Here is a 25,380-nt window from a genome sequence, read left to right as displayed (position 1 = left end):
AATGATTCCTTGATGTCACATTTTCGTTATTTTTGATACCTATCTTTAAAAAGGTCATTATGAAGAAAATTTTTTCCGGAATGCTGATGGTCGTTTCTTTGCTCCAATTGTCTGCACAGGAACTCTATATGCCGAGGAATATCAAAAAAGCGTATGAAAAAGGGACCCGTGATATCTCCGGAGCGCCAGGTAAAAACTATTGGCAGAATAAAGGAGCGTATAATGTGGATGTGAAAGTGGATGCCAACACAAAAATGGTTTCCGGAAAAGAAACAATTGTCTATACAAACAACAGTCCGGATAGTCTGAATGAACTGGCTATACGATTTGTGAATAACCTTCATAAACCGCAGTCGCCAAGATCAGGATTTGTGTCTAAAGATTTTCTATCCTCAGGACTTAAGATAAAATCCTTCATTGTAAACGGTGAAAAATATGATATCAACAGTGACAATTGGAGCACGGTTGAAAAAGTAAAATTAAAAACAGCTTTAAAACCTAAATCAAAAGCTGAAGTAAAAATTGAATGGGAATATCCACTTTCAGTACAGAGTGGAAGAGAAGGGCAGATAGATCCGGAAACGTTCTATGTCGCTTATTCTTTTCCAAGAATTTCCGTGTATGATGATTACAACGGATGGGATATGCTTCCACATTCAGACAGACAAGAGTTTTATAACGATTTCAATGACTATAGCTTTGCTATCACCGCACCCAAGAATTTTGTGGTCTGGGCAACCGGAGATTTCCTGAACCCGGAAGCAGTACTTCAGCCGGAATATTTAAAAAGATATAAAGCTTCATTGAAAAGTGATAAAGTAATGCAGATTGCGACAGAGCAGGAAATGAAATCCGGGAAAGTAACCAAACCCAATAAATGGAATGTCTGGAAGTTTAAAGCCAGCCACATCACAGATTTCTGTTTTGCAATGAGTAACCATTATGTGTGGGATGCCGCAAGTGTTCAGTTGAAATCAAAAAGAGCAAGCGTTCAGGCAGGATATAAAAACGGGGCAAAAGATTTTGAACATTATGTAGACTGGATGCGTTATAACCTTGATTGGTTTTCTAAAAACTGGCCGGGAGTAGAATATCCTTATAATGTAATGACTGCTATTCAAGGGTATGCAGACATGGAATATCCAATGATGATCAATGATACCAGTATTCCAGATGATCTTCAGGATGCAAGACTGACGGCAGATCACGAAATTGCCCACACCTATTTCCCTTTTTATATGGGAATCAACGAGACGAGATATGCATTTATGGATGAGGGCTGGGCTACCACCCTGGAATATCTTATAGGAATTGATGAAAACGGAGAAGCGGCAGCTAAAGAATTTTATAAAAACTTCCGTGTTAAAAAATGGATCAATGATCCTTCTGCAGAGCAGGATCAGCCAGTGATTACGATGAGTACGCAGGTGAGCGGTTCAGGATATGGAAACAATTCTTATGTGAAAGCCTCTTTGTCTTATCTGGCTCTGAAAGATTATTTAGGAGATGAACTCTTCAAAAAAGCATTACATCATTATATGGATAACTGGAATGGAAAGCATCCGGTTCCATGGGATTATTTCAACTCTATGAATGCCGGGTCAGGAAAAAATCTGAACTGGTTCTTCCAAAATTGGTTTTATAGCAATAATTATATTGATTTAAAAGTAACAGGTGCATCCCAGATTAATGATATGCTTACAGTAAATGTAGCGAATTTAGGAGGGTTTGCAATTCCCTTTGATGCCCTATTAGCATATGAAGACGGAACTACAGAGAAACTGCATTTCTCTCCTTCTATTTGGGAAAAAGATCAGAAACTTACTGATCTTGTGATTCCTATTAAAAAGAAAGTGAAATCTGTACAGCTGGATGGAGATCTGTTTATGGATTATACTCCGGAAAATAACCAGAAAAACTTATAAAGTAAAAGCCTTCAGATTCTGAAGGCTTTTGTATTTTTAGAAATAGGCAGTTAATCTTAAGCCTAATGTAATATAATTTATTTTTTCTTTAGCAATCAGGTTATTAAGTTCCTGATCCAGTTCAGCACTTTCCTTGATCTCATCACTGAAGTAATACCGGATTGTAGAGTTGATCTGATTGTAATCAGTATAAAATGTAAGACCCAGCCCCGGATTGAACTTGTAGGTCATTGCTGCTCCTGTATTCCAGCGGAAAGCGGGTTTAGGTTTGTATCGGGCAATCTGAAGTTCATGATTAGGAGCGTCTATATCATCTCCTTTTACGAATACTTTTCCACTGGCAGTTGCTGCATATCCTCCGGTTAGCTTTAAAGTAAGCTGCCATTTATCTGAAAAATCATGAGAAAAGTAAGGTCCAATGCCTGCAGCCAGGAAGCCCATAGACTGTGTTTTGATTTCATGGTTACCAAAATCCTGCTCGTCATCAAAGGTTATTCTTTGAGATTTAATAGGGAAGCTGCTGAAGGTTACATCTGCACCCACACCCCATTTTTTTGAAAAGAAATAAGCCCCTTCCAATCCGCCTTCAAAACCTATTTGTTTTTTGTCATCCAGTTCAGATTCCTTCAGGAAATTGGTTGTACCTAATGCGGTACCCATTTTCAGTGAAAGGAAAGACGGATAATCATTTCCTTGTATTCTGGATAAGATACTTAAATTATCCCCTTTATTCTTATAAATTTTATCAATAAAAAAATACCCGAGCTCTGTTGATATAATTCCAATACCGGCTCCGGCAAGAATGTCAGGAACCCAGTGTCTGTTATTTAAATTTCGGCCAAGTCCCGTAATAGCGGCAGAACCATATCCTGCAATACTGTAGGCTGGGTTTACCATACCATATTCTTTGTGCAGAAAACTGGCATTGGTAAATGCCATTGCGGCATGTCCTGATGGGAATGAATTGTTTTTGGATCCGTCCGGGCGTTCAACTTTTGCCGTATATTTAATGGAATTGACTAAAATAGCCATGATGACTAAACTTGTACCATAAGACAAGGTTGCTCTTCCAATATTATTTCGGCCTTTTACACCTGCCAGTTTTAATCCGTAAACAGTTGCAGCCGGAGCATACTGAAGATAATCATCAAATTTGACTTTGAAGTTGGGAAGGTATCGGTTTCTTACCTCCCGGATATTCTCCTTTTCTCCCCATGTAGCAGCGGCAGCCGTGAAAAGTAGGGCAGGAGCAACTGATTTTTTCACCCATTCTTTTTTGAAAAAAGGAGTCTTTTCTTGAATGCTATAATCGGAATTAATTAATGCCAGATCGTCCTTAAGATTTCTGGATTGGATCGTATCCTGTGTTTTAATTTGGATAGTGTCCTGTGCTTTAATACAGTATAGATGCAATAGTATTCCTGATGCTAATGCTAGTTTTTTCATCGTAGTGGTGGTGAAATTAAAATCGCGTAAAAATATAAAAAAAATCTATCCCAAATATTGAGATAGACTATTTTAATGTTTTTATAATATTTCAACTGATGTTGTTGATTATCTTAAGCCAGATCTTGGACCGGATGCTGCTACTACAGCCTGCATTCTTGTTTTTTGATTAGCAGAGAACATCACCATAGATTTATCATCTACATAATCCATATAGTTCATGAACATTTGAGAACGGCTTACCCCTCCACAAACTCTGTTTAAAGGATAGGTAGGATTCCCGTAGTTAGGGCCAGGAGACACTGGTGTGTCATTAGAATAATCTGTTTGGCATCCTGTATCAGATGATCCCCAAAGGTGTGGTAAGTTTAGATAGTGTCCTACTTCATGCGTTACTGTTCTTCCTAGGTTGAACGGAGCAGAGGCACCTGTTTTTCCTATGTATTGATATCCTATAACAAGACCATCATACCATTCTCCTGCATTTTCCGGGTAATAAGCATAGCCTAAAGTTCCAGGCTGGTTATTTTCGTCAAGGATTGAATTGACAACCCATATATTCATATTTTTAGTCACATCAGTAGCATCAATACCCCCTGTGCTCGCTTTTTTCATTTGCTCAAGATCAGATCTCCAGCCTGTTTTTGTACTTTGTTTGCGGTTCGTAGCAACTAGTTTAAAACGGATTTTTACATCTCCTGCTGCTGATGGCTGAAATGCAGAAGGAATTTTATTAATGTCAGAATTGGTAGCACCATAATCAGCATTCAGTACTGCAATTTGTTCTGCGATTCTTGCATCGGAAACATTTTGAGCGGAAGTATTGTAAATTACATTAAATACTACCGGAATCTCAACGGTTCCATCTGGAAGAACTTTCCCCAATTTAAGATTTTCAGTAAATTTTTCAGTTCCGAATTCTATATCGGCCATTTTTTGTTTAAGTGCTGGATTTTTTAGAAGCATTGCCTGTCTTATTCCTTCCGAAGGACAGCTTCTTTTAAGAGCGCTTGGAGCAGAAGCTTCCTGATCCAGAGGCGTTTCATTTTGATTACTTAAGTTGTCGGTGTTACATGCCGACATAAAGCCCAGAACCAGAGCTCCGAATAAGAATTTTTTCATATCGTTATAATATAATTTGGTTGAGGATGTGAAATTATATTATTTAAAATTGATATGCAAGTAAATTTGCAAAATATTTAACGAATGTTTATCTGATAAGCGTTTTGATTATGTTTATCTCAGTTTATATTGATATTTATTAAATTTAAATCAATTCACCGTATTTGTTTTATATTTCACGCTTAAGTGTATTTTTAAGTGTAAATAATTTTATACTCTATATAATTTGTAGGATATTTTTCATGAAAAACTAGTTAATGGAAATGTCTTAAAATCATACTTAAAATGATGTGTTTCATGCATCATTCTCATTTTAAGTTTTTTTACTGAATTATATGTTTTTAAATAAAAATAATATTGGTTCTTCCAGGCTTTTTGTTGAATAAATTACTGAGCTAATAATAGATTGGTATTTCTGAATTTTAATCTAAAAAAGGGTATAAAAAAGTCTATCCCAAATCTGGGATAGACTTTACAATATAATTTAAAATTTGTATTAATACACTCTCAATCCGGATCTTGCACCAGAAGATGCTACCACAGACTGCATTCTTGTTTTTTGTCCTGAAGAGAACATAAACATAGCTGCATCATCTACATAATCCATATAGTTCATAAACATTACAGATCTTTGTACACCGCTGCAGGTATTGTATAGAGGGTAAGAAGGTTTTCCGTAATTCGCCGTAGTCTGTGTAGGAGTATCGCTCACGAGGTCGTTTCCGCAATTAGCATCACCCCAGATGTGTCTTAAGTTTAAATAGTGGCCTACTTCATGTGTTGCGGTTCTTCCCAGATTGAAAGGTGAAGATGCGCCGGTTTTTCCAAAATAAGGAGCACCAATTACAACACCGTCATTCCATAATCCTGAAGATTCCGGGAAGGTAGCATATCCAAGAATAGTACGGCCCTGGCTTGTCATTTTCCCTACGATCCAAATGTTTAGATAATTGGTAGGATTAGTAGCATCAATTCCTCCCTTGGAAGCTTTTTTCATATCATCATTAGTAGCCCAGCTGGTTTTTGTAGTGGATTTTCTAATGGTATTTACCAGTCTGAATTTTACTTTTGTATCACCAGAACTTACAGATTGAAATTCGGTGGGTATTTTGCTGGCATCGCTGTTGGTGCCAGAATAGTCAGCATTTAGTACTGCAATCTGTTCAGCGATTCTTGCATCAGAAACATTCTCTGTTGTAGTTTTGTATACTACATTTACAATGACAGGGATTTCTACTGTACCATCGGCAAGAACTTTTCCAACTTTCAGATCATTCGCGAATTTTTCTGTATTGGTTTCCAGTGCAGAAAATCTTTGTTGAAGTTCGGGGCTTTTTTTCAGTGCCTCCTGTCTGATTTCTTCAGAAGCACACCCTCTCTGAGCTAAGCCGGCAGGTGCTGTTGGTTCATCAGCCGGGTTTTCATTTTGATTGGTGATGCTGTCATTGTTGCATGCAGCCATTAAGCTGAGCATAAGAGCTCCAAATAATAGTTTTTTCATATCAAAATCTTTTTGTTTGAGAATGTGAATTTATATTATCTGAAGTTAATATCCAAATGTTTTTCTTAATTTATTGTATTGTTTGTAATTGTTTTATGTTTTTATTGATTTTAATTTAATGTTTTAGCGATTGTTTTAAATTTTAATCAATTTTAAGAAATGTATTATTGTGTTTTCTGTTTTTGATTATTTTGCATGAATACTTTTCGTTTAAATTTATTTTTAAAAGAATTTTTTCATGATCAATTTTAATTTGCAAAGCCATTTTTAATAGCAAATACAGCCAGCCCGACGCGGGTTTTCAAATCCAGTTTTTCACAAAGCTGATCGCGATAGCTTTCCACGGTTCTTGGGCTGCAGCACATTCTGTCTGCAATTTCTTTATAACTGAGTTCTGTTACCGTGTACTTTAGAAATTCTTTTTCTCTGTCAGAAATTCTTATAGCAATTTCAACTTCTGTTTCTTTATTAAGGTTAGAGAAAATAATTTTGGAAGCCCAGTCCGGATAAAAGAATCCGTCACTATTCAATCGGGTAAGTGCTGTTTCCAGATCTCTTGGGTGGGTGTTCTTTAAAAGATAGCCTTTTGCCCCGCTTTTGATCATTTTGATCACACTGTTGTCATCACCCTGCATACTAAGTGCCATAATTTTAATAGCAGGATGGTTTTTGGTAAGCCAGGCAGCGGTTTCGAAACCGTCCATAATCGGCATACTGATATCTAAAAGAATGATATCCGGAATGGTATTTCCCTCTTCAATTTTTTGAATGAGGTCTTTTCCGTTTTCGCACACATAGATGACTTCAAACTCGTTGAAATTACCAATAATGCCTTCCAGGGCTTTTGCGATAAGTATGTGATCGTCAACAATTACAATTGATTTTTTCATGACTGTTTTTTAAAAATAATATTGAGATGGGTTCCCATGTTTTCCTGACTTTCCATGCGAAAACTGGCTCCTATGATTTCAGCTCTGTTTTTCATGTTCGTGAGGCCTATTCCGTTAGATTTGATCTGGGTGGTGTCAAACCCTGTTCCGTCATCTCGGATATCAAGTTCCCAAAGGATATCTTCGGAAGTATTCAGGCCGATGAAAATGTTTTTACAACCAGAATGTTTGATGCTGTTCTGAATGAATTCCTGAGTAATTCTGAGCAGCATATTTTTATGAACAAAACCTAAATCCAGCTGCTTAAAATTATGTTCAAAGCTTACATGGCACTTTTTAAAAGAATTGGTATTGTCTACTTCTTCCTGTATCAAAGTTACAATTTCCTTTTGATTGATGTTGTCGTCTGTCAGCGTTTTAGATAAACTCCTGAGATCCTGCAGAGACTGATTGATAATCTGAGAAACCTGATCAATCCTTTCACTGGCTTCCGGAGCTTTATTCTCATAAAGCATCTGTTGTACATACAAACTCACAAGGGTTAGTTTCTGGCCGATATTATCATGAAGCTCGCGCCCGATCTGCTGCATGGTAGCCTGCTGAATTTCCAATTGGGTAGCCAGAAGCTCTCTCTGATGAAGTTCGTTTTTCATCTCAATTTCAAGCAGATATTCTTTCTTTCGCTGTCTGTAATTCCTGATGTAAATAAATACAGCTATTACAAACATCAAAAAAAAGATGTTGAATGAAATAATCGTTATTAAGAGCTCTGTTTTCCCCATATGAATGAACTTGCAAATAAAATATACATCACTGCTCCTGAAACCTGGAAGTATATAAAATAAATATCCCAGATATCTATATATTTCCACAGAAGAGAGTTGAATGTCATAAATGGCTGATTAGCAATGTAAAAAAGCGTTATTCCCAAATTAATATAAAACATTCTGTTTTTACTGAAATTGAGAATCTCAGATGAGTTAACCTGTTTGTAAAACTCCATAATGACAAGCCCCATCAAAAGTAAGCAGCCTATATTGTAGTTGAAAGAAAATACTACTTTTTTTTCCGGAAAGAAAAGTGCCCTGAGAATATAAGATAAAATATATATGCCTGTCAAAATATAGAACAGTTTTACTTTCTTTAGAGATTCTTTTGCATACAGCCAATAAAAAAATATAAACTGTAATGGAATCACGAAGTAATTGTAAAAATTTATTCTGTCTATTTTAAGCGGTTTCTCTCCCCATTTTACAGCTGATTCACACAGAAAAATAAGAATGAGATAAATTGCCAGATATTTCCAGTGTTGTTTTTTTACACGGTTATAATAAATTATGGAGATTAAAGCGGCAAAGGCTTCTCCCCAATACATAAATGACGAAAAAATTTTTTGAATCTCAGTCATACTGTGTTTAAGAATGGTAATTAATAAGAAGTGCCCATAGGTGGTGCTGGTGGAATAAGTGTTCCACTATTTTCTCCAAGGCCTGTATCAGGGTCTTCTCCCTTACCTTTAGCTTTACTCGTATTTAATGCTAAAGATTTTCCTTCAACAGTATGAAAAGGATTAAAGTCAAAATCAACAAGCTCACCTTCTTCACTGGTTTTTTTTACGGTTGGTATCATCACCAATGTATGTTTTCTGGCATATTCTACCGGAACAGGATGAGAGTCCATGATAGACCAGTTTTCTTCCTTCGGATACGTAGCATAATAAAATCTGATTCCCAGATCTTCTTCAGAAGTTGCAGGGTTTACTTTGGCTGCCTCTTCTTCAATTTTTGCAATAAAGCTTTTTAATTTCGGAAGATCAAACCAGATAGAATGGGCGTCTTGAATACCTAAAGCAGTATTAATTGCACTTAAATGGTTTTGACGGTAATTATCAATCAGGGCCTGGATAAGACTATTTGACATTGTTCCAGGTTGCAGCGGATTGTTTGATTCTGTATTCATAGCTTAACGTTTTACGGATGAAACTCAATTAATACGCAAATCTCGGAAAAAATATGGTAGAAAATGTATTCGTTAATAGGGAATTATACTATTATTTTTACCGTGTTTTTACGGATTGTATGTAAAGTATAACAATTTATAGATCACGCAAACGTGGATTTGTAATATAAAAAAGCGGAGAAAGTATATTTCTCCGCTTCTTCTTTAAATGCAGGCATATTTTTTCCAATCCCTGCAGACAAGTCCTGCAGTACAGCAAAGACCAGTAGGACAGCTCCAGTCATCACCACACATAACAGGGTATGGTTCGAATCCGCCATCAATTTTCTTTAATTCACTTCTTTTTAACTTTTTCATACTGATTTTGTTTTAGTTATTAGTTAATTTGTGTAGTAAATATAATAATATTTCACTTAATAATGAAAAATCATATTAAATTGTTAACTGAAAAATTTTATTAGAAAGAATTTCAGATACTTTTTATATCAAAGTGTTGATTATTCTTGCATTTTAAAGTCACGGATGTTAATCAGTTGTAGCGTTTTGTCATTGATTTTCATTTCTATTCCTGAGCTTACCACCCAATAGGTTACAATCCACATCGGAACCTTATCATCATTTTTAAATTTTTGAGCGGTTTTCTGGGCGTATTTTAAATAATTCGCTGTCATTTCTTTGGCCTGAATATCATTTATCTGGCCACTATTCCTTTTTATCATATTCGGGATATATTGTCGTATGAATTGATCACTGGCAGCAATTACCTGGGCTTTGTTGTGTTTGAATTCTTTTTCCCAGTCAGCTTCAAACAACAGTTTTCCAATAACATTATACTCTTTTGAAATTCCTGTTATCTCCTGTTCAGCTCCTTCCTGTAATGGAAGAATGAAAGAATCTGTTCTTTTCAGTTGCCCATTGCTGCTGAAGTATTGATTGGCTGTGGCTATTTTTTTATTATGAAGATATTCGCTGTATGTATCTTTTGTAAATGAATATTCTATTACTAAATCTTTATTATCGGAAAGAATCATTTTTTGATCATCAGAATAGTAAAAATTATATCCTTTTTTGTTCATGGTACAGTACGCATATTGCAGATAATATTGTCTGTTACTTTCTGCATTCTTAAGTGCTTCCTTGGTGATTGCTGATGGAGAAATTCCTTTTTTGATCCATTCCTGTCTTATGATATCATGCTTTATCATATTTACACTATCCAGTTTTCTTTTTGAATAATAGAAGTTGCCTTCATGAACAATATCAGGGTTATCCTTTACTGCGTCAAGATATTCTTTACACATATTCTTATAATCAGTGAGTGAGAATGGAGACGTTAGTTTATTCTGAGCGTTGACCAGAAGCGAGATCAATAAAAATGAAAAGGCGATTAGTTTTTCATACATCAACAAAAAATTAATTTTTAAATGTAATGAAAAAAAATAAGTGCCATAGATTTCTCTACAGCACTTATCCACAAAAATAATGTATATGAAAAAAACTATTTTATTGTTCAGTAGGTCTGAAAACCAAACCGGTTTCTATAAAATAATCAAGCGTGATTCTGTCTCCGTCATTTACTTTTCCAGAAAGAATCTCTTTAGATAATTTGTTCAATACCTCCTGCTGGATCACTCTTTTTAAAGGTCTTGCCCCGAAAGCAGGATCATAGCCTTTATTCATCAGATAATCTACAGCATCCTGAGTGAAGGTCATAATGATGTTTCGTTTCGATAACATCTCATTGAATCCTCTCAATTGAAACTGGACGATTTTTCCAATCTCTTTTTTTCTTAAAGGCTGGAACAGTACAATTTCATCTATCCTGTTCAGGAATTCCGGACGTAGAGTCTGTTTCAGTAGATCAAAAACTTCTACTTTTGTTTTATCCACAATTTCATCCTGGTTTTCCTCCGTAAGATTCTCAAAATTTTCCTGAATAAGGTGTGAACCTAAATTCGAGGTCATAATGATAATAGAGTTTTTGAAGTTGACAAGGCGTCCTTTATTATCAGTAAGACGTCCATCATCCAAAACCTGTAGTAAAGTGTTGAAAACATCCGGGTGAGCCTTTTCAATCTCATCCAATAGTACCACAGAATATGGTCTTCTTCTTACGGCTTCAGTCAGTTGTCCGCCTTCATCATATCCTACATATCCAGGAGGCGCTCCTACCAGTCTCGAAACACTGTGACGTTCCTGATATTCACTCATATCAATTCTGGTCATATTGTTTTCGTCATCAAATAAGAACTCTGCCAATGCTTTTGCCAGCTCGGTTTTACCAACCCCGGTTGTTCCCAGGAATAAAAAAGATCCGATAGGTTTTTTATCATCGCTCAATCCCGCTCTGTTTCTTCTGATCGCATCAGCAACTGCTTGAATCGCTTCATCTTGTCCTACGACTCTGTGGTGCAGTTCAGATTCCAGATTCAATAACTTGTCTCTTTCTGACTGTAATAATTTGGTTACAGGAATTCCTGTCCATTTACCAATCACTTCAGAGATATTTTCTGCAGTAACTTCTTCTTTGATCAGCTCATTCTGATGGTTCTGCATTTCCAATTCCATCTTGGTAAGCTCTTCCTCTTTTTCACGAAGTTTTCCATACTGGATCTCCGCTACTTTTGCATAATCTCCGGCTCTGGAAGCTCTTTCTGCTTCGTGTTTCAGAGATTCAATATCTTTTTTGATCTGGGTAAGATCTTCACTTTTTTGTTTTTCTTTCAGCCATTTGGCATTGATCTCATTTCTCTGCTCAGAAATTTTCGCAATATCCTCTTTCAGGTGATCTATTTTGGTCTGGTTGCCTTCTCTCGAAATAGCAGCCAGTTCAATTTCCAGCTGCATCAGTTTTCTGTCCAGAACGTCCAGTTCTTCCGGCTTGGAATTGATTTCCATTCTCAGCTTAGCAGAAGCTTCGTCAATAAGGTCAATGGCTTTATCCGGTAAAAAACGGTCTGAAATATATCTCTGAGACATTTCTACAGCCGCAATAATTGCTTCATCTTTGATTCTTACCTTGTGATGAGCTTCATATTTATCTTTAATACCACGAAGGATCGAAATAGCAGATTCAGTATCCGGTTCTTCTACCATTACCTTCTGGAAACGTCTTTCCAACGCTTTGTCTTTTTCAAAATACTTTTGGTACTCATTCAGAGTCGTTGCTCCAATCGCTCTTAATTCACCTCTTGCCAAAGCAGGTTTTAAGATGTTGGCAGCATCCATTGCTCCTTCGCCGCCACCAGCACCCACTAACGTGTGGATTTCGTCAATAAAAAGTATAATCTGTCCGTCAGATTTGGTGACTTCATTCACAACAGATTTCAGACGCTCTTCAAATTCACCTTTGTATTTAGCTCCGGCGATCAAAGCACCCATGTCCAATGAGAACAACGTTTTATCCATCAGGTTTTCAGGGACGTCACCATTGATAATTCTGTGGGCAATTCCTTCTGCAATGGCTGTTTTACCTACACCCGGTTCCCCGATAAGGATTGGGTTGTTTTTTGTTCTTCTGGAAAGGATCTGTAAAACCCTTCTGATTTCTTCATCACGCCCGATTACGGGATCCAGTTTACCTTCTGCTGCTAATTCATTGAAGTTTTTAGCATATTTATTTAAGGATTGGTACGTTTCTTCTGAGCTGGCAGAAGTTGCTTTACTTCCTTTTCTTAATTCTTTTATAGCACCTTCCAACAGGTTTTTGGTTACACCCATATCTTTCAGCATTTTGGATGCTTCAGAGCTGGTTTCCAAAAGAGATAACCATAAATGCTCAATTGTTACATATTCATCACCCATCTTTTTCGCGATATTGGGTGCATCAAGCAATACTTTGTTGGCAGATTGTGAAAGGTAAATGTTTCCTCCCTGTACTTTTGGAAGTTTCTCTAAATTTTCACGGTTGCGCTCTCTTACCAAATTGGCATCTGCTTCAGATTTTTTAAGCAGGAAAGGCGATATATTTTCATCTACCTGAAAGATTCCTTCAAGAAGATGTTGAGGTTCGATACTTTGGTTGCCCAATTCCATAGCAATCTGCTGTGCTGCCTGGATGGCTTCCTGTGATTTTACTGTATATTGGTTCAAGTTCATATCTTATTTATTTTTGGTTATGATTTGTTCAAAGTTTAGTTTTAAAAAACATCAAGAAACCAAATTTTAAGGCTCAGTTTCTTAATGCTATCAATTATTTAATCATTTAATCGAAAGCTATACCGCAAAAACTGTTCAATTATTAAATTTATAAAAAAATAAGACAAATTTTCCGGATATTGTATTTTTAACGCAATATTGACTGGACAGAATTTCCGATTTCGTAATATTTTATTTGAAATCCATGAACAAATCGTCACATCATGAGAAAGAACTTCCATTGTGTGAATCTGAAAATGGGTGAATTTGCTTGATGGAAGTGTTAAAATTCAGCTTTTTATTTTAGAATAATTACTTTTGCATTTTACCAGATGGAACTAAAAGAAAAACAGAGAAAAATATTAGACGTAGCAGTAGAGCTTTTCAAAGAGAAAGGGTATATGGGGAGTTCTGTAAGAGACCTGGCTACGAAACTCAATATCAAGGCGGCATCGCTGTATGCACACATTCGTTCAAAGGAAGAAATTCTGGAATGGATATGTTTTGGCATTGCTCAGGAGTTTTTCGATGAACTTCAGGAAGTAAAAAATACGGATATCGCTCCAAGAGAAAAACTGAATCTGTTACTGGATAAGCATCTGTCCGTTGTTCTTAAAAACCGCGATGTTACTCACATTTATTCTAATGAATGGCGGCATCTGGAAGAAAAGCTTCCCGAATTTGTAGAGCTAAGAAAAAATTATCAGCAGGAAGTTGAACAACTCATTTCCGAGATCTACAGCGCAGAGAATTGGGAGCTGAAATCACCATCATTTACGACAAGATTTATTCTTCATACTTTAAATAATTCCTATTTCTGGTTCAAAAGAAGCAGTGATTCCACGGATAAAATAACTGATGAAATAAGGGAAAAGATTCTTTTTGGTCTATTGGGGAATCAGAAGAGTTAAACACTTTTTGTCTTTCTGATGAAGAAAAAATCTCTTTCGAGTATTTAATAAAAGATTCTTCACTACACTTTGTTTCGTTCAGAATGATAGATTGGGCAGTTTTAACTTACTTTCCTTATTTAGAATCGTTCAAAATATGACGAAAGTCATAAAAATTTTGCCAGCTTATAAAATCTTTTTAAATTTACACCTAACAAATGTTAGTTAGTTTTATGGATTTTGCAGTTGAATATCTGGAGCTGGGTCAGTTGAGACAGCTTCAATCCGACCGGTTGATGAGTTTGATCAACTATTTGGGGGAGAAATCGGAATTTTATAAAAAGAAATTTGATGAATTACAAATATCTCCACAGGATATAAGGTCGATTGAAGATATCAGGAAACTTCCTATTACTTACAAACAGGATTTAAGAGATAATTATCCATTTGGTTTATTTACCGTTCCTAAATATGAACTTCAGCGTATTCATTGCTCAAGCGGAACTACAGGAAAACCAACGGTGGTAGGATATACAAAAGAAGATGTAGAGCTTTTCAGTGAAGTGGTAGCAAGATCCTTAAATGCTGCAGGAGCGAAACCGGGAATGCAGCTGCATAATGCTTATGGTTATGGGATTTTTACAGGAGGATTAGGACTTCATTACGGAGCAGAAAAACTGGGAATGAGTGTTCTTCCTATTTCAGGAGGAATGACGGCGAGACAGGTAGATCTGATTGTAGATTTTAAACCGGAAGTGATTTGCTGTTCTCCATCCTATGCGTTGACTATTGCGGATGAATTTGCCAAGAGAGGAATTTCTGCAGATGAAATCAGTCTTAAATATGCTGTACTGGGTTCAGAGCCATGGACGGAAATTATAAGAGGCCACATTGAAGAAAGATTAGGTGTTCATGCAACCAATATCTATGGGTTGAGTGAAATTATCGGTCCTGGAGTTTCAATGGAAGATTTTGAAGAAAAAGGAGGGTCATATATCTGGGAAGATCATTTTTACCCTGAAATTTTAGATCCGGTTACCAAACAGCCGGTTCCTTTCGGAGAAGACGGTGTATTGGTGATTACAACATTAACGAAAAAAGCAATGCCGCTTCTGCGTTACTGGACCAATGATATTACAAGCCTTTACTATGATGAAAATGCAAAAAGAACGATGGTGAAAATGAAACCCATTGTTGGAAGAGCAGATGATATGCTGATTGTAAGAGGGGTAAATGTCTATCCGAGCCAGATTGAAGATGCTTTCTCCTATGTAGAAGGAGTGGTGCCAAATTACTATCTGACGCCTATTGAAAAAGAACATATGTGTATCGCTTTGGATATTGATGTTGAAATAGATGATGAGCTGGTAAAGAAGCAAAAAATAGACGCCAATACCGATGATTATTTTAATTTTGTCGGGAACTTTGGAAGAAACATAGAAAACGAAATAAAAAAACGGGTAGGAATCACCACGAAAGTGAAAGTTCATGCTCAGGACAGCCTGCCGAAGTGCGAAGGTGGAAAAATTAATAGAATACTTAAAAAATAATGAATTCATTTTATAAACTTAAAACAGTTAAAGTTCAGAAAGATACTTCCGAAGCAGTCAGTGTAGCGGTGGAAATCCCTGAAGAACTGAAAGATAAGTTCAGATTCAAACAAGGGCAGTATCTGAATTTCCGAATGATGATCAACGGAAATGAAGAAAGACGTTCTTACTCTATCTGCAATGCTCCAAGTGAAAAAAGCAATACGCTGGAAGTATTGGTGAAATTGCTTGAGGGTGGAAAAGTATCAGGCTATTTCAATGAGCATCTTCACATGGATGAAGTTCTGGAAGTAATGCCTCCGATGGGTGGTTTTAATACTTCTTATCATCCTACAAACGTAAAAACGTACGTTGGTTTGGCTGCAGGAAGCGGAATAACCCCTGTTTTATCCAATATTAAAGAAAGCCTTTACCAGGAACCTAACAGTAATGCTTACCTGTTCTATAGCAACAGAAGCATGAATCATATTTTAAGAAAAGCTGAAATTGATAAACTGGTAGAACATTTCAATGGCCGACTGAAGGTGATTTATCTGGTAAGCCGTGAAAAACATGAAGATCCTGTTTTTGAAGGAAGAATTTCTGCTGAAAAACTAGAGCAGTTATTTGAAAGATACACAGATATCGACGTAAGAGAAGCAACTTATTTCATTTGTGGACCTGCAGAAATGATCAAGGGAATTGCAGACTACCTGAAGAAAGATAAAAAAGTACCTGCTATCCAGGTTTTATTTGAATATTTTACCGCTCCCGATGAAGAAAATACGGAGGAAATGAGCGATGAATTCAAAGCAATTGCTAATATCGAAAGTATGGTAACGGTAATTATCGATGATGATGAATATTCATTCCACCTTAATTCTAAAAAAGAGAGTATCTTAGATAAAGCATTGAAAGACAATCTTCCTGTGCCTTTTGCATGTAAAGGAGGAGTTTGCTGCACGTGTAAAGCTGAAGTTTTGGAAGGAGAAGTTTTCATGGAGAAAAACTATGCACTTACCGAAGACGAAGTAGCCAGAGGCTTCGTTCTTACCTGTCAATGTCACCCGACAACAAATGTGGTGATGCTTAATTATGATGTTTAATTAATGTAATTTTTTTACCAATTGATATTATAAGAATTTAATGAAAGCCTTTTCAAAATATATTTTCTCACTTTTTACAGTGTTAATTTTAATCCTTGATATTTGGTTTTTATTTGAACTAAATGGTAATTTAAATTACATTAACGGACTTGAAAATGTTGATTTAATTAAAAAGGCAGTCTGGATTAATTACAACATCCTAATATGGATTTTGATCATTAATTCAATTTATATTTTAGTGTTGACGATTAATAGAAACTTTGTCTCATTAAATAAAGAAATTATCAAATGATTATATTAGAACTTGGTACATAAATTTTAGATTAATAACAATCAAAAATTGAAACAATGGAAATAGATATTGAAAAATTTGTACAATACGTACATGACGAAAATAAAGTAGAACCAAAAGATGTAATGCCCGATGATTACAGAAAACTATTGGTTCGTCAAATTTCACAGCATGCCCATTCCGAGATTGTAGGAATGCTGCCAGAAGCCAACTGGATTTCCAGAGCGCCTTCATTGAGAAGAAAAATGGCTCTTTTAGCTAAAGTTCAGGATGAAGCAGGCCACGGGTTATACCTTTATTCAGCAACAGAAACATTAGGAAACGGAACCATCAGAGCTGACAGAGATGCAACTTATGATGATATGCTGGAAGGAAAAGCAAAATACTCAAGTATTTTCAACTATCCTACTTTAAGCTGGGCAGATATAGGAGCAATCGGCTGGTTGGTAGATGGTGCAGCCATTATGAACCAGGTAATGTTGATGGGGAATTCTTATGGTCCTTATTCCAGAGCAATGGTGAAAATCTGTAAAGAAGAATCTTTCCACCAAAGACAAGGGTATGAGATTTTAATGGCGCTTTGCCGTGGTACCAAACAACAGAAAGAAATGGCTCAGGCTTCATTAAATCGATTCTGGTGGCCGGCTTTAATGATGTTCGGACCTAATGATGACAGCTCGCCAAACTCTAAAATCTCTATGAATTATAGAGTAAAAAGAGAAAGTAATGACAGCCTTCGTCAGAGATTTATCGACGTTACTGTTTCTCAGGCAGAATTCTTAGGATTAACTGTTCCGGATAAAGATCTGAAGTGGAATGAAGAAAGACAACATTATGATTTCGGAGAACTTCCTTGGGGTGAATTCATGGAAATCTTGAAAGGAAACGGACCTTGTAATAAAAAGCGTATCGAAACGAAGAGAAAAGCTCAAAGAGAAAATTCTTGGGTGAAAGAAGCCGCGATAGCTTTTGCAGAGAAACAACAAAAAGAAGTACTATAATATTTGATTTAAACCATTAAGATTTTATTTAGGAATTAAGCTAATTAAGAAAATCATTTTGATTTTAAAATTAAAGCGAAGCTAAACTTAACATTCTTAACAGCTTAATTGGACTTAATGGTTCAGGAATTAAAATTCAAAATTTAAAATTAAAATTTGACTATGGCAAATTTAGATATGTGGGAAGTGTTTATTCAAACTAAACCGGGATTATCTCACAAACACGTTGGAATTGTACAGGCACCAACAGCAGAAATGGCTTTGCAGAACGCAAGAGACGTTTATACAAGAAGAAAAGAAGGAACTTCTGTTTGGGTGGTTCCAAGTAAATATATTGTAACCTCAGAAGGAATTGACAAAGAAGCTTTCTTTGATCCAGCTGATGACAAACTATACCGTCACCCGACTTTCTACGATATTCCAAACGATGTGAAAAATATGTAATCAATAAAGATTTTAAGATGTGAGATATCAGATGCCAGACTTTTGTCAATCTGAAATCTAGTGTCTGAAATCTGAAATCTACTAAACAATGAACCCATTATATAATTATTTATTAAAACTAGCAGACGACAGTTTCATTATGGGGCAGCGTTTGTCTGCATGGTGCGGTGAAGGTCCTTATTTAGAGGAAGATATTGCATTGACAAACATTGCGTTGGATGAACTGGGACAAGCTAACAACTTTTATGTTTACGCGTCAAGAGTAATCGACAACGGTAAAAGTGAAGACGATTTAGCCTTTCTAAGATACGAGCACGAATATGTAAACGCACACTGGACAGAACTTCCAAATGAAGACTATGCTCAGACCATTCTGAAAGTCTACGTTTTTGCCGTGTATCAGAAACTGATGTATGAAGCATTGTCAAATTCTGCAGACGAAGAACTTTCGGCTATTGCTCAAAAATCATTAAAAGAAGTAAGATATCATTATACTCACACTGCATCATGGATGAAAATTTTTGCCCAAGGTACAGAAGAAAGTAAATCCCGCGTGGTAAAAGCAATTGAAGATATCTGGGAATATACAAAAGGCCTTTTTGCTAAAACAGAAGGTGAAGATGATCTTATTGCTTTGAACATCGTTCCGAATGCAGATGCTCTTTACGAAGAGTTCATTGCCATTACAAAGAAAGATTTTGCAGATTTCGGGTTGGAATATCCAGAAAATCCTTTCATGCAGCCAAAATCAAGAACAGGATATCATACAGAATATTTCGGATTTATTCTTTGTGAACTTCAGTATATGCAGAGAGCGTATCCGGGTTGTACTTGGTAACATGACATGAGGAAAATGCTGCTTGGAATATTTGCTTTTTTTTTTATCGCATATGTGATGTTATGTGTAGGAATCTATTTCTATCAGGAGAAAATTATTTTTTATCCTGAAAAATTACCGGAAAATTATAAATTTAATTTTACTGGTGATTTTGAAGAAATAACGGTAATGACACAAGATAAAAAACATTTAAACTCTGTTTTATTTAAAGCTCAAACCCCTAAAGGAGTAATTTTTTACCTTCATGGGAACGCAGGGTCATTAAAAGAATGGGGCGGAGTAGCTGAACAGTATACCAATATGAACTATGATACTTTCATATTGGATTACAGAGGGTACGGAAAAAGTGAAGATAAAATTAAGAATAAAGATCAGCTTTTTTCGGATGTTGAGAGTGCTTACAAAGAACTTTTGAAAAGATATTCGGAGAACAAAATTATTATTTTAGGATATTCTGTAGGAACGGGCTTAGCGGCGAAATTAGCATCAATGCAGAACGCAAGATTATTGATTTTACAGGCTCCGTATTATAGTATGGAAGATGAAATGAGTCAAAAATTTTCATTTCTGCCTAAGTTTTTACTGAAATATAATTTTGAAACTGGTGAATATTTAAAAACCGTTAAGTCACCAGTTGTTATTTTTCATGGTGATAAAGATGAGGTTATTCATTATAAAGCATCTTTAAAACTTAAAAATAACTTTAAAAAAGATGATAGCCTGATTGTATTAAAAGATCAGTATCACAACGGAATAACAGATAATTTGGATTATCAGAATGCAATGAAAGTAATTCTTGATTCTGATAAAAATTAAAATATGAATCAGCTTTTAGATTTATTAAAAACAATCCCCGATCCGGAAATCCCGGTCATTGATATCGTGGAATTGGGAATCGTAAGAGATGCACAGATTACGGGTAAACATACTTGTGAAGTGACGATTACGCCTACTTATTCTGCCTGTCCTGCAATGTTTACCATTGAAGAGGACATTATCAAAATGATGAAGGAAAACGGATGGGATGCAAAAGTGGTAACCAAAATGTTTCCAATCTGGACAACAGACTGGATTACTGATGAAGCAAGAGAAAAACTTCGTGTTTATGGAATCACTCCTCCTGAAAAAGGAGCAGATGAACATCACATCGGGAAACCGAAAAAATGTCCGCGTTGCGGTTCCGAGCATACCAAGCAGATCAGCAGATTTGGGTCTACCTTGTGTAAGGCTTCTTATCAATGTTTAGACTGCCTGGAGCCATTTGATTATTTTAAATGTCATTAAGTGTAACGATAGATTAATGTACAATTTATCAATAAAACTGACGGATATGCAGAGCATAACGATGCTGTTGTTAGATTGTTAAAATCTTAGGTTGTTACATGAATTTATATTGTTAAATTAGTGCGTTGTTAAATAATAAATTAATAAAAACTATGTATACACAACTCGATATCGAAACGCATTTTGACGGGAAACTTAAAATCGCATATCTGAATCAACCGGAAACAATGAATGCCCTTACAAAGCCAGCTTTATCAGATCTTAGAGATTTTGTTAAAGAATGCAGCGAGGACGAAACAGTAAGATGTGTTGCCATTTCTGGAAGAGGAAGAGCGTTTTGCTCAGGTCAGAATCTGGATGAAGCATTTGTGGCAGGCAAAGAACACCATGATCATGACATCATCAGAAAAATTGTGGTAGATTATTATAACCCTTTAGTGTTGGAAGTTACCCGTTGTAAAAAACCGGTTATTGCTTTAGTAAACGGTCCTGCAGTAGGAGCTGGAGCAATGTTGGCATTAATCTCTGACTTCGTTTTAGCGAATGAGAAAGCGTATTTTGCTCAGGCATTTTCAAATATCGGCTTGATTCCTGATACAGGAGGAACTTACTTCTTACCGAAACTTCTAGGTAGACAATTGGCCAATTATTTAGCATTTACAGGTAAAAAATTATCTGCAGAAGAATCTAAAACTCATGGTCTTGTTGCTGAGGTTTTCACTGAGGAAGAGTTCGTTCCAAAATCTATGGAAATTCTTGAAAGAATGGCAAACATGCCGACAGCAGCACTTAAGCTTACGAAAAAAGCTTTTGCAAGTTCTTATACCAATACATTGAAAGAACAGCTTGAGCTGGAAGGAGATCTTCAACAAGAAGCTGCAGGAACAGAGGACTTCTTTGAAGGAGTAAATGCCTTTTTACAGAAAAGAAAACCTAATTATAAAGGAAAATAAATTTCGTATTAATGTATTCATGTAAAATGTATTAATGATTTTTTAAAACGATTTACATGAATACATTTTTACATTAATACATTGTACAAATAAAAATGAATATTGGAATTATTGGGGCGGGAACCATGGGCGTAGGAATTGCTCAGGTAGCTGCAACAGCAGGATGCAAAGTCGTTTTATTCGACGCTAATGCTCCGCAAATTGATAAAGCGCTTTCAGGTTTAGAAAAGACTCTTCAAAAGCTGAGTGAGAAGGGTAAAATCTCTCAGGAAAAAGCAGTAGAGATTAGAAACAATATCGTGAAAGGTGAAGCATTACAGGATTTAAAAGATTCTGATCTGGTGATCGAAGCGATTATTGAAAACAAAGACATTAAAACCAAAGTGTTTACAGAACTTGAAACGTATGTTTCAGAAAACTGTATCATCAGTTCCAATACCTCATCTATTTCTATCACCTCTCTGGGTGCAGAACTAAAGAAACCGGAGCGTTTCATCGGAATTCACTTTTTCAATCCGGCTCCATTGATGCCTTTAGTGGAAGTTATTCCATCCTTACTAACAGAAAAAACTTTAGCAGAAAAAATATACAACCTCATGAAAGAATGGGGGAAAATGCCTGTTATTGCTAAAGATATCCCTGGATTTATCGTCAACAGAATTGCCAGACCTTATTATGGGGAAGGGCTGAGGATTGTTGAAGAAAACATTGCTACACCGGAACAGGTGGATGATGCAATGAAAACCTTTGGAAACTTCAAAATGGGACCTTTCGAATTGATGGATCTCATTGGAGTTGATGTGAATTTTGCAGTAACAACAACGGTTTACAAAGATTATTTCTATGACCCGAAATACAAACCGTCTCTATTGCAGCAAAGAATGTCTGAAGCAAAACTTCACGGAAGAAAAACAGGAAAAGGTTTCTACGATTACAGTGAAGGAGCAGAAAAACCTGTTGCTCAAAAAGACGATGCTTTGTATCAGCAGATCTTTTTAAGAATCATTTCCATGTTGATCAATGAAGCGGTTGAAGCAAAAAGATTGGGCGTTGCGAATGACGAAGATATTGAACTGGCTATGCAGAAAGGAGTAAATTATCCAAAAGGATTATTAAGCTGGGGTAAAGAAATCGGATACGCAAAAATCTCCGAAACCTTACAAAATCTTTATGAAGAGTATCAGGAAGAAAGATACAGACAAAGCCCTTTACTGAGAAAACTATAAAAATAGTTAAATCTGCTAGTGAATTGTCATGCTGAGCAAAGTCGAAGCATCTCTCAAGTAGATTATTATATCAAAAAAACTTCATGAATATAGATGAATTCAGAGCTGAGCTGGAAACCAGACTTTTAATTGAGAAACAATACTTAATTCAGGAAGCTTCCTCTGTCAATGCTGAGGAAAGACTTGAGCTTTTGGGAAAGTTTAATGAGAAATATAAAGAACTGATCAAAAGATTAGCCAACGAAAATGGAATTGATGTAAATGAATCCTATCCCTCTGAAAATTCATCAGACTCAGAAAATCTTTCATACGAACAAATCATTCTGGGTAAAACAATGAGTGTGTACGACAGGTTATCTGATGAGCTGTATGAAGAAATAACAAACATATAATAGAAATGAATCCAAGACAAGTAGCAGATTATATGTTCAATCAGGATTATTTTTCCCAGTGGATGAATATCAAAATGATTGAAGTAAAAGAAAATTACTGTTTAATAGAAATGCCTATCAAGAAAGATATGATTAATGGGCTTAAAACAGTTCACGGTGGAGTTACCTTTGCTTTTGCAGACTCAGCGCTGGCATTTTCTTCCAACAATACAGGTGATGCTGCAGTAGCATTGAACTGTATCATCAATTTTACCAAAGCTGGGAAAGAAGGCGATGTTTTCAGAGCCGAAAGTATTTTGGTGAATGATACCAGAAAAACTGCGGTTTATGACATTCAGATTACCAATCAAAATCAGGAGCTGATTGCAAAATTTGTAGGAACAGTCTATAAAATCGGAAAAAAAGTCACCGACTTGTAAAAAACTAAAACCATACACCAGATTAAACAAAATGAGAAAAATATTTCTATTGCTTTTCGGGATTTCAGCTTTTCTGATGAATGCCCAGCAGAAAGTAAATGAAGCTTTGAAAAAAGAGCTGGATGAAATCATGAAGGAGGATCAGGGCTTCAGAATGCTTTATACTTCTGATACAACACCTGAGAAACGAAATGAGATCCTGAAAGATTTAAATATTGATCAAAAAGAATTTGAGAAGAGAGGATGGGAAATGGTGGCAGAACATGATAGTTTGAATATGAAGACAATCGAACGTATTATTGCTCAACATGGCTATCCAGGAAAAACACTTGTGGGAGAACCTACAAACCATGCTGCGTGGTACGTAATTCAGCATTCAGTCAAAATAGGAAAATATTTGCCTCTCATTAAGGAAGCCGGGGAAAAGAAGGAAATTCCGTTTACCTTGGTTGCCATGATGGAAGACCGATATCTGATGAATGAAAATAGAGAGCAGATCTACGGTACACAGGGAAAAGGTGAAATGACCAAAGATAAGGACGGAAAACAAATCTTTGTCAATTTTATTTGGCCTGTAAAAGATCTTAAAAATGTTAATAAAAGAAGAAAAGAAGCAGGTTTCGATTCTACTTTTGAAGAAAATGTCAAAAGAATATATGGGCCAGACTTCAAATATGAACCCTATACTTTAAAACAGGCTTTAGAACTAAGAAATAAAAACAAATAAATAGAAAAGAGGAATTTGATAATTTTAAATTATTGCATTATCCTATTTTCAAATTAAAATTATGAACAACGTATACATCATAGACTATGTCAGAACTCCCATCTCAAAACTGCAGGGAGGATTATCAGAAGTAAGAGCCGATGATCTGGCTGCTATTGTTATTAAAGAAGTAGTGGCAAGAAACCCTGAAGTTCCTGTAGAAGAAATTGAAGATGTTATTTTCGGATGTGCTAATCAGGCGGGGGAAGATAACAGAAACGTAGCAAGAATGGGACTTTTATTGGCTGGTCTTCCTTATAAAATTGGAGGAGAGACAGTAAATAGACTTTGTGCTTCAGGAATGTCTGCAGTAGCAAATGCATTCCGTTCCATTGCCGCCGGAGAAGGAGAAATTTATATTGCAGGAGGGGTAGAGCATATGACGCGTTCTCCTTATGTGATGTCAAAACCTGGGGCTGCTTTCGGAAGAGACAGTCAGATGTTTGATACCACTTTCGGATGGCGTTTTATCAATCCTAAAATGAAGGAAATGTATGGTGTTGACGGAATGGGAGAAACCGCTGAAAATTTGGCAGATATCCACCAGATCAACAGAGAAGATCAGGATAAATTTGCCCTTTGGTCCCAGCAGAAAGCTACAAAAGCTCAGGAAAGCGGAAGACTGGCAGAAGAAATTGTAAAAGTTGAAATTCCTCAGAGAAAAGGAGATCCTATTATTTTCGAAAAAGATGAATTCATTAAGGCAACATCTTCTATGGAAGGTCTTGCAAAACTTCGTCCTGCTTTCAGAAAAGAAGGAACGGTAACTGCAGGAAACGCTTCAGGAATGAATGATGGTGCAGCAGCTTTGATTTTAGCAAGTGAAGAAGCCGTGAAAAAATATGGATTAAAACCAAAAGCCAGAATTTTAGGATCATCCGTAGCAGGAGTAGAGCCAAGAATTATGGGAATCGGCCCAGTAGAAGCTACTCAGAAACTATTGAAGAGACTGAATCTTTCTCTGGAAGATATGGATATTATTGAACTAAACGAAGCATTCGCAGCTCAGGCACTTGCGGTAACAAGAAGTCTGGGATTAAACGATGATGACTCAAGAATAAATCCTAATGGTGGAGCAATTGCAATTGGTCACCCACTGGGAGTTTCAGGAGCCAGAATTATTGGTTCTGCAGCAATGGAACTTCAAAAACAGGATAAAAAATATGCATTGTGTGCCCTATGTATCGGTGTAGGACAAGGATATGCAATGGTAATTGAAAAAGTGTAACTTTTTCAATAATGTAACAATATAAAAATGTA

25 protein-coding genes are annotated in these 25,380 nt (G+C 36.1%); 15 read left to right on the top strand and 10 right to left on the bottom strand.

Annotated features, from left to right (window positions below; genetic code table 11):
• The first annotated feature begins 59 nt into the window (after positions 1-59).
• The gene (locus AC57AW_RS01585; protein WP_496350587.1) at positions 60-1,925 is read left to right on the top strand and encodes a M1 family metallopeptidase; all 1,866 of its coding nucleotides are present in this window, start codon (positions 60-62) and stop codon (positions 1,923-1,925) included.
• A gap of 36 nt (positions 1,926-1,961) precedes the next feature.
• Here AC57AW_RS01585 and AC57AW_RS01580 read toward each other — a convergent pair whose 3' ends face one another.
• From AC57AW_RS01580 to clpB, 10 genes are all read right to left on the bottom strand, one after another.
• On the bottom strand, positions 1,962-3,371 hold the full coding sequence (locus AC57AW_RS01580) for a phosphatase PAP2 family protein (RefSeq protein WP_496350586.1): 1,410 nt from the start codon (positions 3,369-3,371) through the stop codon (positions 1,962-1,964).
• A 108-nt stretch (positions 3,372-3,479) separates the two neighbouring features.
• Complete coding sequence (locus AC57AW_RS01575) at positions 3,480-4,493, bottom strand: zinc metalloprotease (protein WP_496350585.1); 1,014 nt, start codon at positions 4,491-4,493, stop codon at positions 3,480-3,482.
• 496 nt (positions 4,494-4,989) lie between these two features.
• Positions 4,990-5,994 (bottom strand): zinc metalloprotease, encoded by a 1,005-nt coding sequence (locus AC57AW_RS01570; protein WP_496350584.1) that lies wholly within the window; start codon positions 5,992-5,994, stop codon positions 4,990-4,992.
• Between the two features lie 248 nt (positions 5,995-6,242).
• Positions 6,243-6,884 (bottom strand): response regulator, encoded by a 642-nt coding sequence (locus AC57AW_RS01565; protein WP_318849240.1) that lies wholly within the window; start codon positions 6,882-6,884, stop codon positions 6,243-6,245.
• Positions 6,881-7,612: a sensor histidine kinase gene (locus AC57AW_RS01560; protein WP_318849239.1), complete on the bottom strand. Its 732-nt coding sequence runs from the start codon at positions 7,610-7,612 to the stop codon at positions 6,881-6,883. The genes AC57AW_RS01565 and AC57AW_RS01560 overlap by 4 nt, the downstream gene beginning before the upstream one ends.
• A 32-nt stretch (positions 7,613-7,644) precedes the next feature.
• The gene (locus tag AC57AW_RS01555) at positions 7,645-8,292 is read right to left on the bottom strand and encodes a hypothetical protein (protein ID WP_318849238.1); all 648 of its coding nucleotides are present in this window, start codon (positions 8,290-8,292) and stop codon (positions 7,645-7,647) included.
• A 20-nt stretch (positions 8,293-8,312) separates the two neighbouring features.
• The gene (locus AC57AW_RS01550; protein WP_496350583.1) at positions 8,313-8,843 is read right to left on the bottom strand and encodes a hypothetical protein; all 531 of its coding nucleotides are present in this window, start codon (positions 8,841-8,843) and stop codon (positions 8,313-8,315) included.
• A gap of 204 nt (positions 8,844-9,047) precedes the next feature.
• Positions 9,048-9,200 carry a hypothetical protein gene (locus AC57AW_RS01545; RefSeq protein ID WP_318849236.1) on the bottom strand — a complete coding sequence of 51 codons (153 nt, stop codon included), beginning with the start codon at positions 9,198-9,200 and terminating at the stop codon, positions 9,048-9,050.
• A gap of 140 nt (positions 9,201-9,340) precedes the next feature.
• On the bottom strand, positions 9,341-10,246 hold the full coding sequence (locus AC57AW_RS01540; protein ID WP_496350582.1) for a hypothetical protein: 906 nt from the start codon (positions 10,244-10,246) through the stop codon (positions 9,341-9,343).
• Positions 10,247-10,346: 100 nt separating this feature from the next.
• Positions 10,347-12,941 carry an ATP-dependent chaperone ClpB gene (clpB, locus tag AC57AW_RS01535; RefSeq protein ID WP_318849233.1) on the bottom strand — a complete coding sequence of 865 codons (2,595 nt, stop codon included), beginning with the start codon at positions 12,939-12,941 and terminating at the stop codon, positions 10,347-10,349.
• 371 nt (positions 12,942-13,312) lie between these two features.
• Between clpB and AC57AW_RS01530 the strand changes: the two genes are divergently transcribed.
• The 14 genes from AC57AW_RS01530 to pcaF all read left to right on the top strand — a co-directional run bounded on the left by AC57AW_RS01530 (position 13,313) and on the right by pcaF (position 25,348).
• Positions 13,313-13,891: a TetR/AcrR family transcriptional regulator gene (locus AC57AW_RS01530; RefSeq protein ID WP_496350581.1), complete on the top strand. Its 579-nt coding sequence runs from the start codon at positions 13,313-13,315 to the stop codon at positions 13,889-13,891.
• Positions 13,892-14,103: 212 nt separating this feature from the next.
• Positions 14,104-15,420, top strand: coding sequence for a phenylacetate--CoA ligase family protein (locus AC57AW_RS01525; RefSeq protein WP_496350580.1), 1,317 nt, complete (start codon positions 14,104-14,106; stop codon positions 15,418-15,420).
• Entirely contained in the window at positions 15,420-16,505 is a 1,086-nt protein-coding gene (locus AC57AW_RS01520; RefSeq protein WP_496350579.1) for a 2Fe-2S iron-sulfur cluster-binding protein, read from the top strand. The genes AC57AW_RS01525 and AC57AW_RS01520 overlap by 1 nt, the downstream gene beginning before the upstream one ends.
• 354 nt (positions 16,506-16,859) lie before the next feature.
• Positions 16,860-17,798, top strand: a complete 939-nt coding sequence (gene paaA, locus AC57AW_RS01515) for a 1,2-phenylacetyl-CoA epoxidase subunit PaaA (RefSeq protein ID WP_496350621.1) — start codon at positions 16,860-16,862, stop codon at positions 17,796-17,798.
• A 162-nt stretch (positions 17,799-17,960) separates the two neighbouring features.
• Positions 17,961-18,242, top strand: a complete 282-nt coding sequence (gene paaB / locus AC57AW_RS01510) for a 1,2-phenylacetyl-CoA epoxidase subunit PaaB (protein WP_034679196.1) — start codon at positions 17,961-17,963, stop codon at positions 18,240-18,242.
• An 88-nt stretch (positions 18,243-18,330) separates the two neighbouring features.
• Positions 18,331-19,080 carry a 1,2-phenylacetyl-CoA epoxidase subunit PaaC gene (gene paaC / locus AC57AW_RS01505; RefSeq protein ID WP_496350578.1) on the top strand — a complete coding sequence of 250 codons (750 nt, stop codon included), beginning with the start codon at positions 18,331-18,333 and terminating at the stop codon, positions 19,078-19,080.
• Positions 19,081-19,086: 6 nt separating this feature from the next.
• Positions 19,087-19,896: an alpha/beta hydrolase gene (locus AC57AW_RS01500; RefSeq protein WP_496350577.1), complete on the top strand. Its 810-nt coding sequence runs from the start codon at positions 19,087-19,089 to the stop codon at positions 19,894-19,896.
• Positions 19,897-19,899: 3 nt separating this feature from the next.
• Entirely contained in the window at positions 19,900-20,364 is a 465-nt protein-coding gene (gene paaD, locus AC57AW_RS01495; RefSeq protein ID WP_496350576.1) for a 1,2-phenylacetyl-CoA epoxidase subunit PaaD, read from the top strand.
• A gap of 152 nt (positions 20,365-20,516) precedes the next feature.
• Positions 20,517-21,317, top strand: coding sequence for an enoyl-CoA hydratase/isomerase family protein (locus AC57AW_RS01490; RefSeq protein ID WP_109739263.1), 801 nt, complete (start codon positions 20,517-20,519; stop codon positions 21,315-21,317).
• 95 nt (positions 21,318-21,412) lie between these two features.
• Positions 21,413-22,543 carry a 3-hydroxyacyl-CoA dehydrogenase NAD-binding domain-containing protein gene (locus AC57AW_RS01485; RefSeq protein WP_496350575.1) on the top strand — a complete coding sequence of 377 codons (1,131 nt, stop codon included), beginning with the start codon at positions 21,413-21,415 and terminating at the stop codon, positions 22,541-22,543.
• An 83-nt stretch (positions 22,544-22,626) separates the two neighbouring features.
• Positions 22,627-22,935 (top strand): hypothetical protein, encoded by a 309-nt coding sequence (locus tag AC57AW_RS01480; RefSeq protein WP_496350574.1) that lies wholly within the window; start codon positions 22,627-22,629, stop codon positions 22,933-22,935.
• 5 nt (positions 22,936-22,940) lie between these two features.
• A complete protein-coding gene (locus tag AC57AW_RS01475) occupies positions 22,941-23,354 on the top strand; it encodes a PaaI family thioesterase (protein ID WP_236851732.1) in 414 nt (137 codons plus the stop codon).
• Between the two features lie 31 nt (positions 23,355-23,385).
• Positions 23,386-24,081 carry a DUF6624 domain-containing protein gene (locus AC57AW_RS01470; RefSeq protein WP_496350573.1) on the top strand — a complete coding sequence of 232 codons (696 nt, stop codon included), beginning with the start codon at positions 23,386-23,388 and terminating at the stop codon, positions 24,079-24,081.
• 61 nt (positions 24,082-24,142) lie between these two features.
• Entirely contained in the window at positions 24,143-25,348 is a 1,206-nt protein-coding gene (gene pcaF, locus AC57AW_RS01465) for a 3-oxoadipyl-CoA thiolase (RefSeq protein ID WP_496350572.1), read from the top strand.
• The last annotated feature ends 32 nt before the right edge of the window (positions 25,349-25,380 follow it).

This window comes from Chryseobacterium sp. BGA-UO-ETr-SB22 (assembly GCF_059567885.1).
The sequence above is the reverse complement of the archived record's forward strand: the minus strand, read 5'-3'. Positions and strand labels throughout refer to the sequence as shown.

Excerpts from the sequence above, each read along its gene's own strand:
- AC57AW_RS01560 (WP_318849239.1), bottom strand. The coding sequence starts at position 7,612 with ATGTTTGTAATAGCTGTATTTATTTACATCAGGAATTACAGACAGCGA.
- AC57AW_RS01490 (WP_109739263.1), top strand. The coding sequence starts at position 20,517 with ATGTATACACAACTCGATATCGAAACGCATTTTGACGGGAAACTTAAA.
- AC57AW_RS01480 (WP_496350574.1), top strand. The coding sequence starts at position 22,627 with ATGAATATAGATGAATTCAGAGCTGAGCTGGAAACCAGACTTTTAATT.
- pcaF (WP_496350572.1), top strand. The coding sequence starts at position 24,143 with ATGAACAACGTATACATCATAGACTATGTCAGAACTCCCATCTCAAAA.
- AC57AW_RS01565 (WP_318849240.1), bottom strand. The coding sequence starts at position 6,884 with ATGAAAAAATCAATTGTAATTGTTGACGATCACATACTTATCGCAAAA.
- paaD (WP_496350576.1), top strand. The coding sequence starts at position 19,900 with ATGAATCAGCTTTTAGATTTATTAAAAACAATCCCCGATCCGGAAATC.
- AC57AW_RS01540 (WP_496350582.1), bottom strand. The coding sequence starts at position 10,246 with ATGTATGAAAAACTAATCGCCTTTTCATTTTTATTGATCTCGCTTCTG.
- paaB (WP_034679196.1), top strand. The coding sequence starts at position 17,961 with ATGGCAAATTTAGATATGTGGGAAGTGTTTATTCAAACTAAACCGGGA.
- AC57AW_RS01580 (WP_496350586.1), bottom strand. The coding sequence starts at position 3,371 with ATGAAAAAACTAGCATTAGCATCAGGAATACTATTGCATCTATACTGT.
- paaC (WP_496350578.1), top strand. The coding sequence starts at position 18,331 with ATGAACCCATTATATAATTATTTATTAAAACTAGCAGACGACAGTTTC.
- clpB (WP_318849233.1), bottom strand. The coding sequence starts at position 12,941 with ATGAACTTGAACCAATATACAGTAAAATCACAGGAAGCCATCCAGGCA.
- AC57AW_RS01585 (WP_496350587.1), top strand. The coding sequence starts at position 60 with ATGAAGAAAATTTTTTCCGGAATGCTGATGGTCGTTTCTTTGCTCCAA.
- AC57AW_RS01570 (WP_496350584.1), bottom strand. The coding sequence starts at position 5,994 with ATGAAAAAACTATTATTTGGAGCTCTTATGCTCAGCTTAATGGCTGCA.
- AC57AW_RS01575 (WP_496350585.1), bottom strand. The coding sequence starts at position 4,493 with ATGAAAAAATTCTTATTCGGAGCTCTGGTTCTGGGCTTTATGTCGGCA.
- AC57AW_RS01485 (WP_496350575.1), top strand. The coding sequence starts at position 21,413 with ATGAATATTGGAATTATTGGGGCGGGAACCATGGGCGTAGGAATTGCT.
- AC57AW_RS01550 (WP_496350583.1), bottom strand. The coding sequence starts at position 8,843 with ATGAATACAGAATCAAACAATCCGCTGCAACCTGGAACAATGTCAAAT.
- AC57AW_RS01475 (WP_236851732.1), top strand. The coding sequence starts at position 22,941 with ATGAATCCAAGACAAGTAGCAGATTATATGTTCAATCAGGATTATTTT.
- AC57AW_RS01500 (WP_496350577.1), top strand. The coding sequence starts at position 19,087 with ATGAGGAAAATGCTGCTTGGAATATTTGCTTTTTTTTTTATCGCATAT.
- AC57AW_RS01520 (WP_496350579.1), top strand. The coding sequence starts at position 15,420 with ATGAATTCATTTTATAAACTTAAAACAGTTAAAGTTCAGAAAGATACT.
- AC57AW_RS01525 (WP_496350580.1), top strand. The coding sequence starts at position 14,104 with ATGGATTTTGCAGTTGAATATCTGGAGCTGGGTCAGTTGAGACAGCTT.
- AC57AW_RS01545 (WP_318849236.1), bottom strand. The coding sequence starts at position 9,200 with ATGAAAAAGTTAAAAAGAAGTGAATTAAAGAAAATTGATGGCGGATTC.
- AC57AW_RS01470 (WP_496350573.1), top strand. The coding sequence starts at position 23,386 with ATGAGAAAAATATTTCTATTGCTTTTCGGGATTTCAGCTTTTCTGATG.
- AC57AW_RS01530 (WP_496350581.1), top strand. The coding sequence starts at position 13,313 with ATGGAACTAAAAGAAAAACAGAGAAAAATATTAGACGTAGCAGTAGAG.
- AC57AW_RS01555 (WP_318849238.1), bottom strand. The coding sequence starts at position 8,292 with ATGACTGAGATTCAAAAAATTTTTTCGTCATTTATGTATTGGGGAGAA.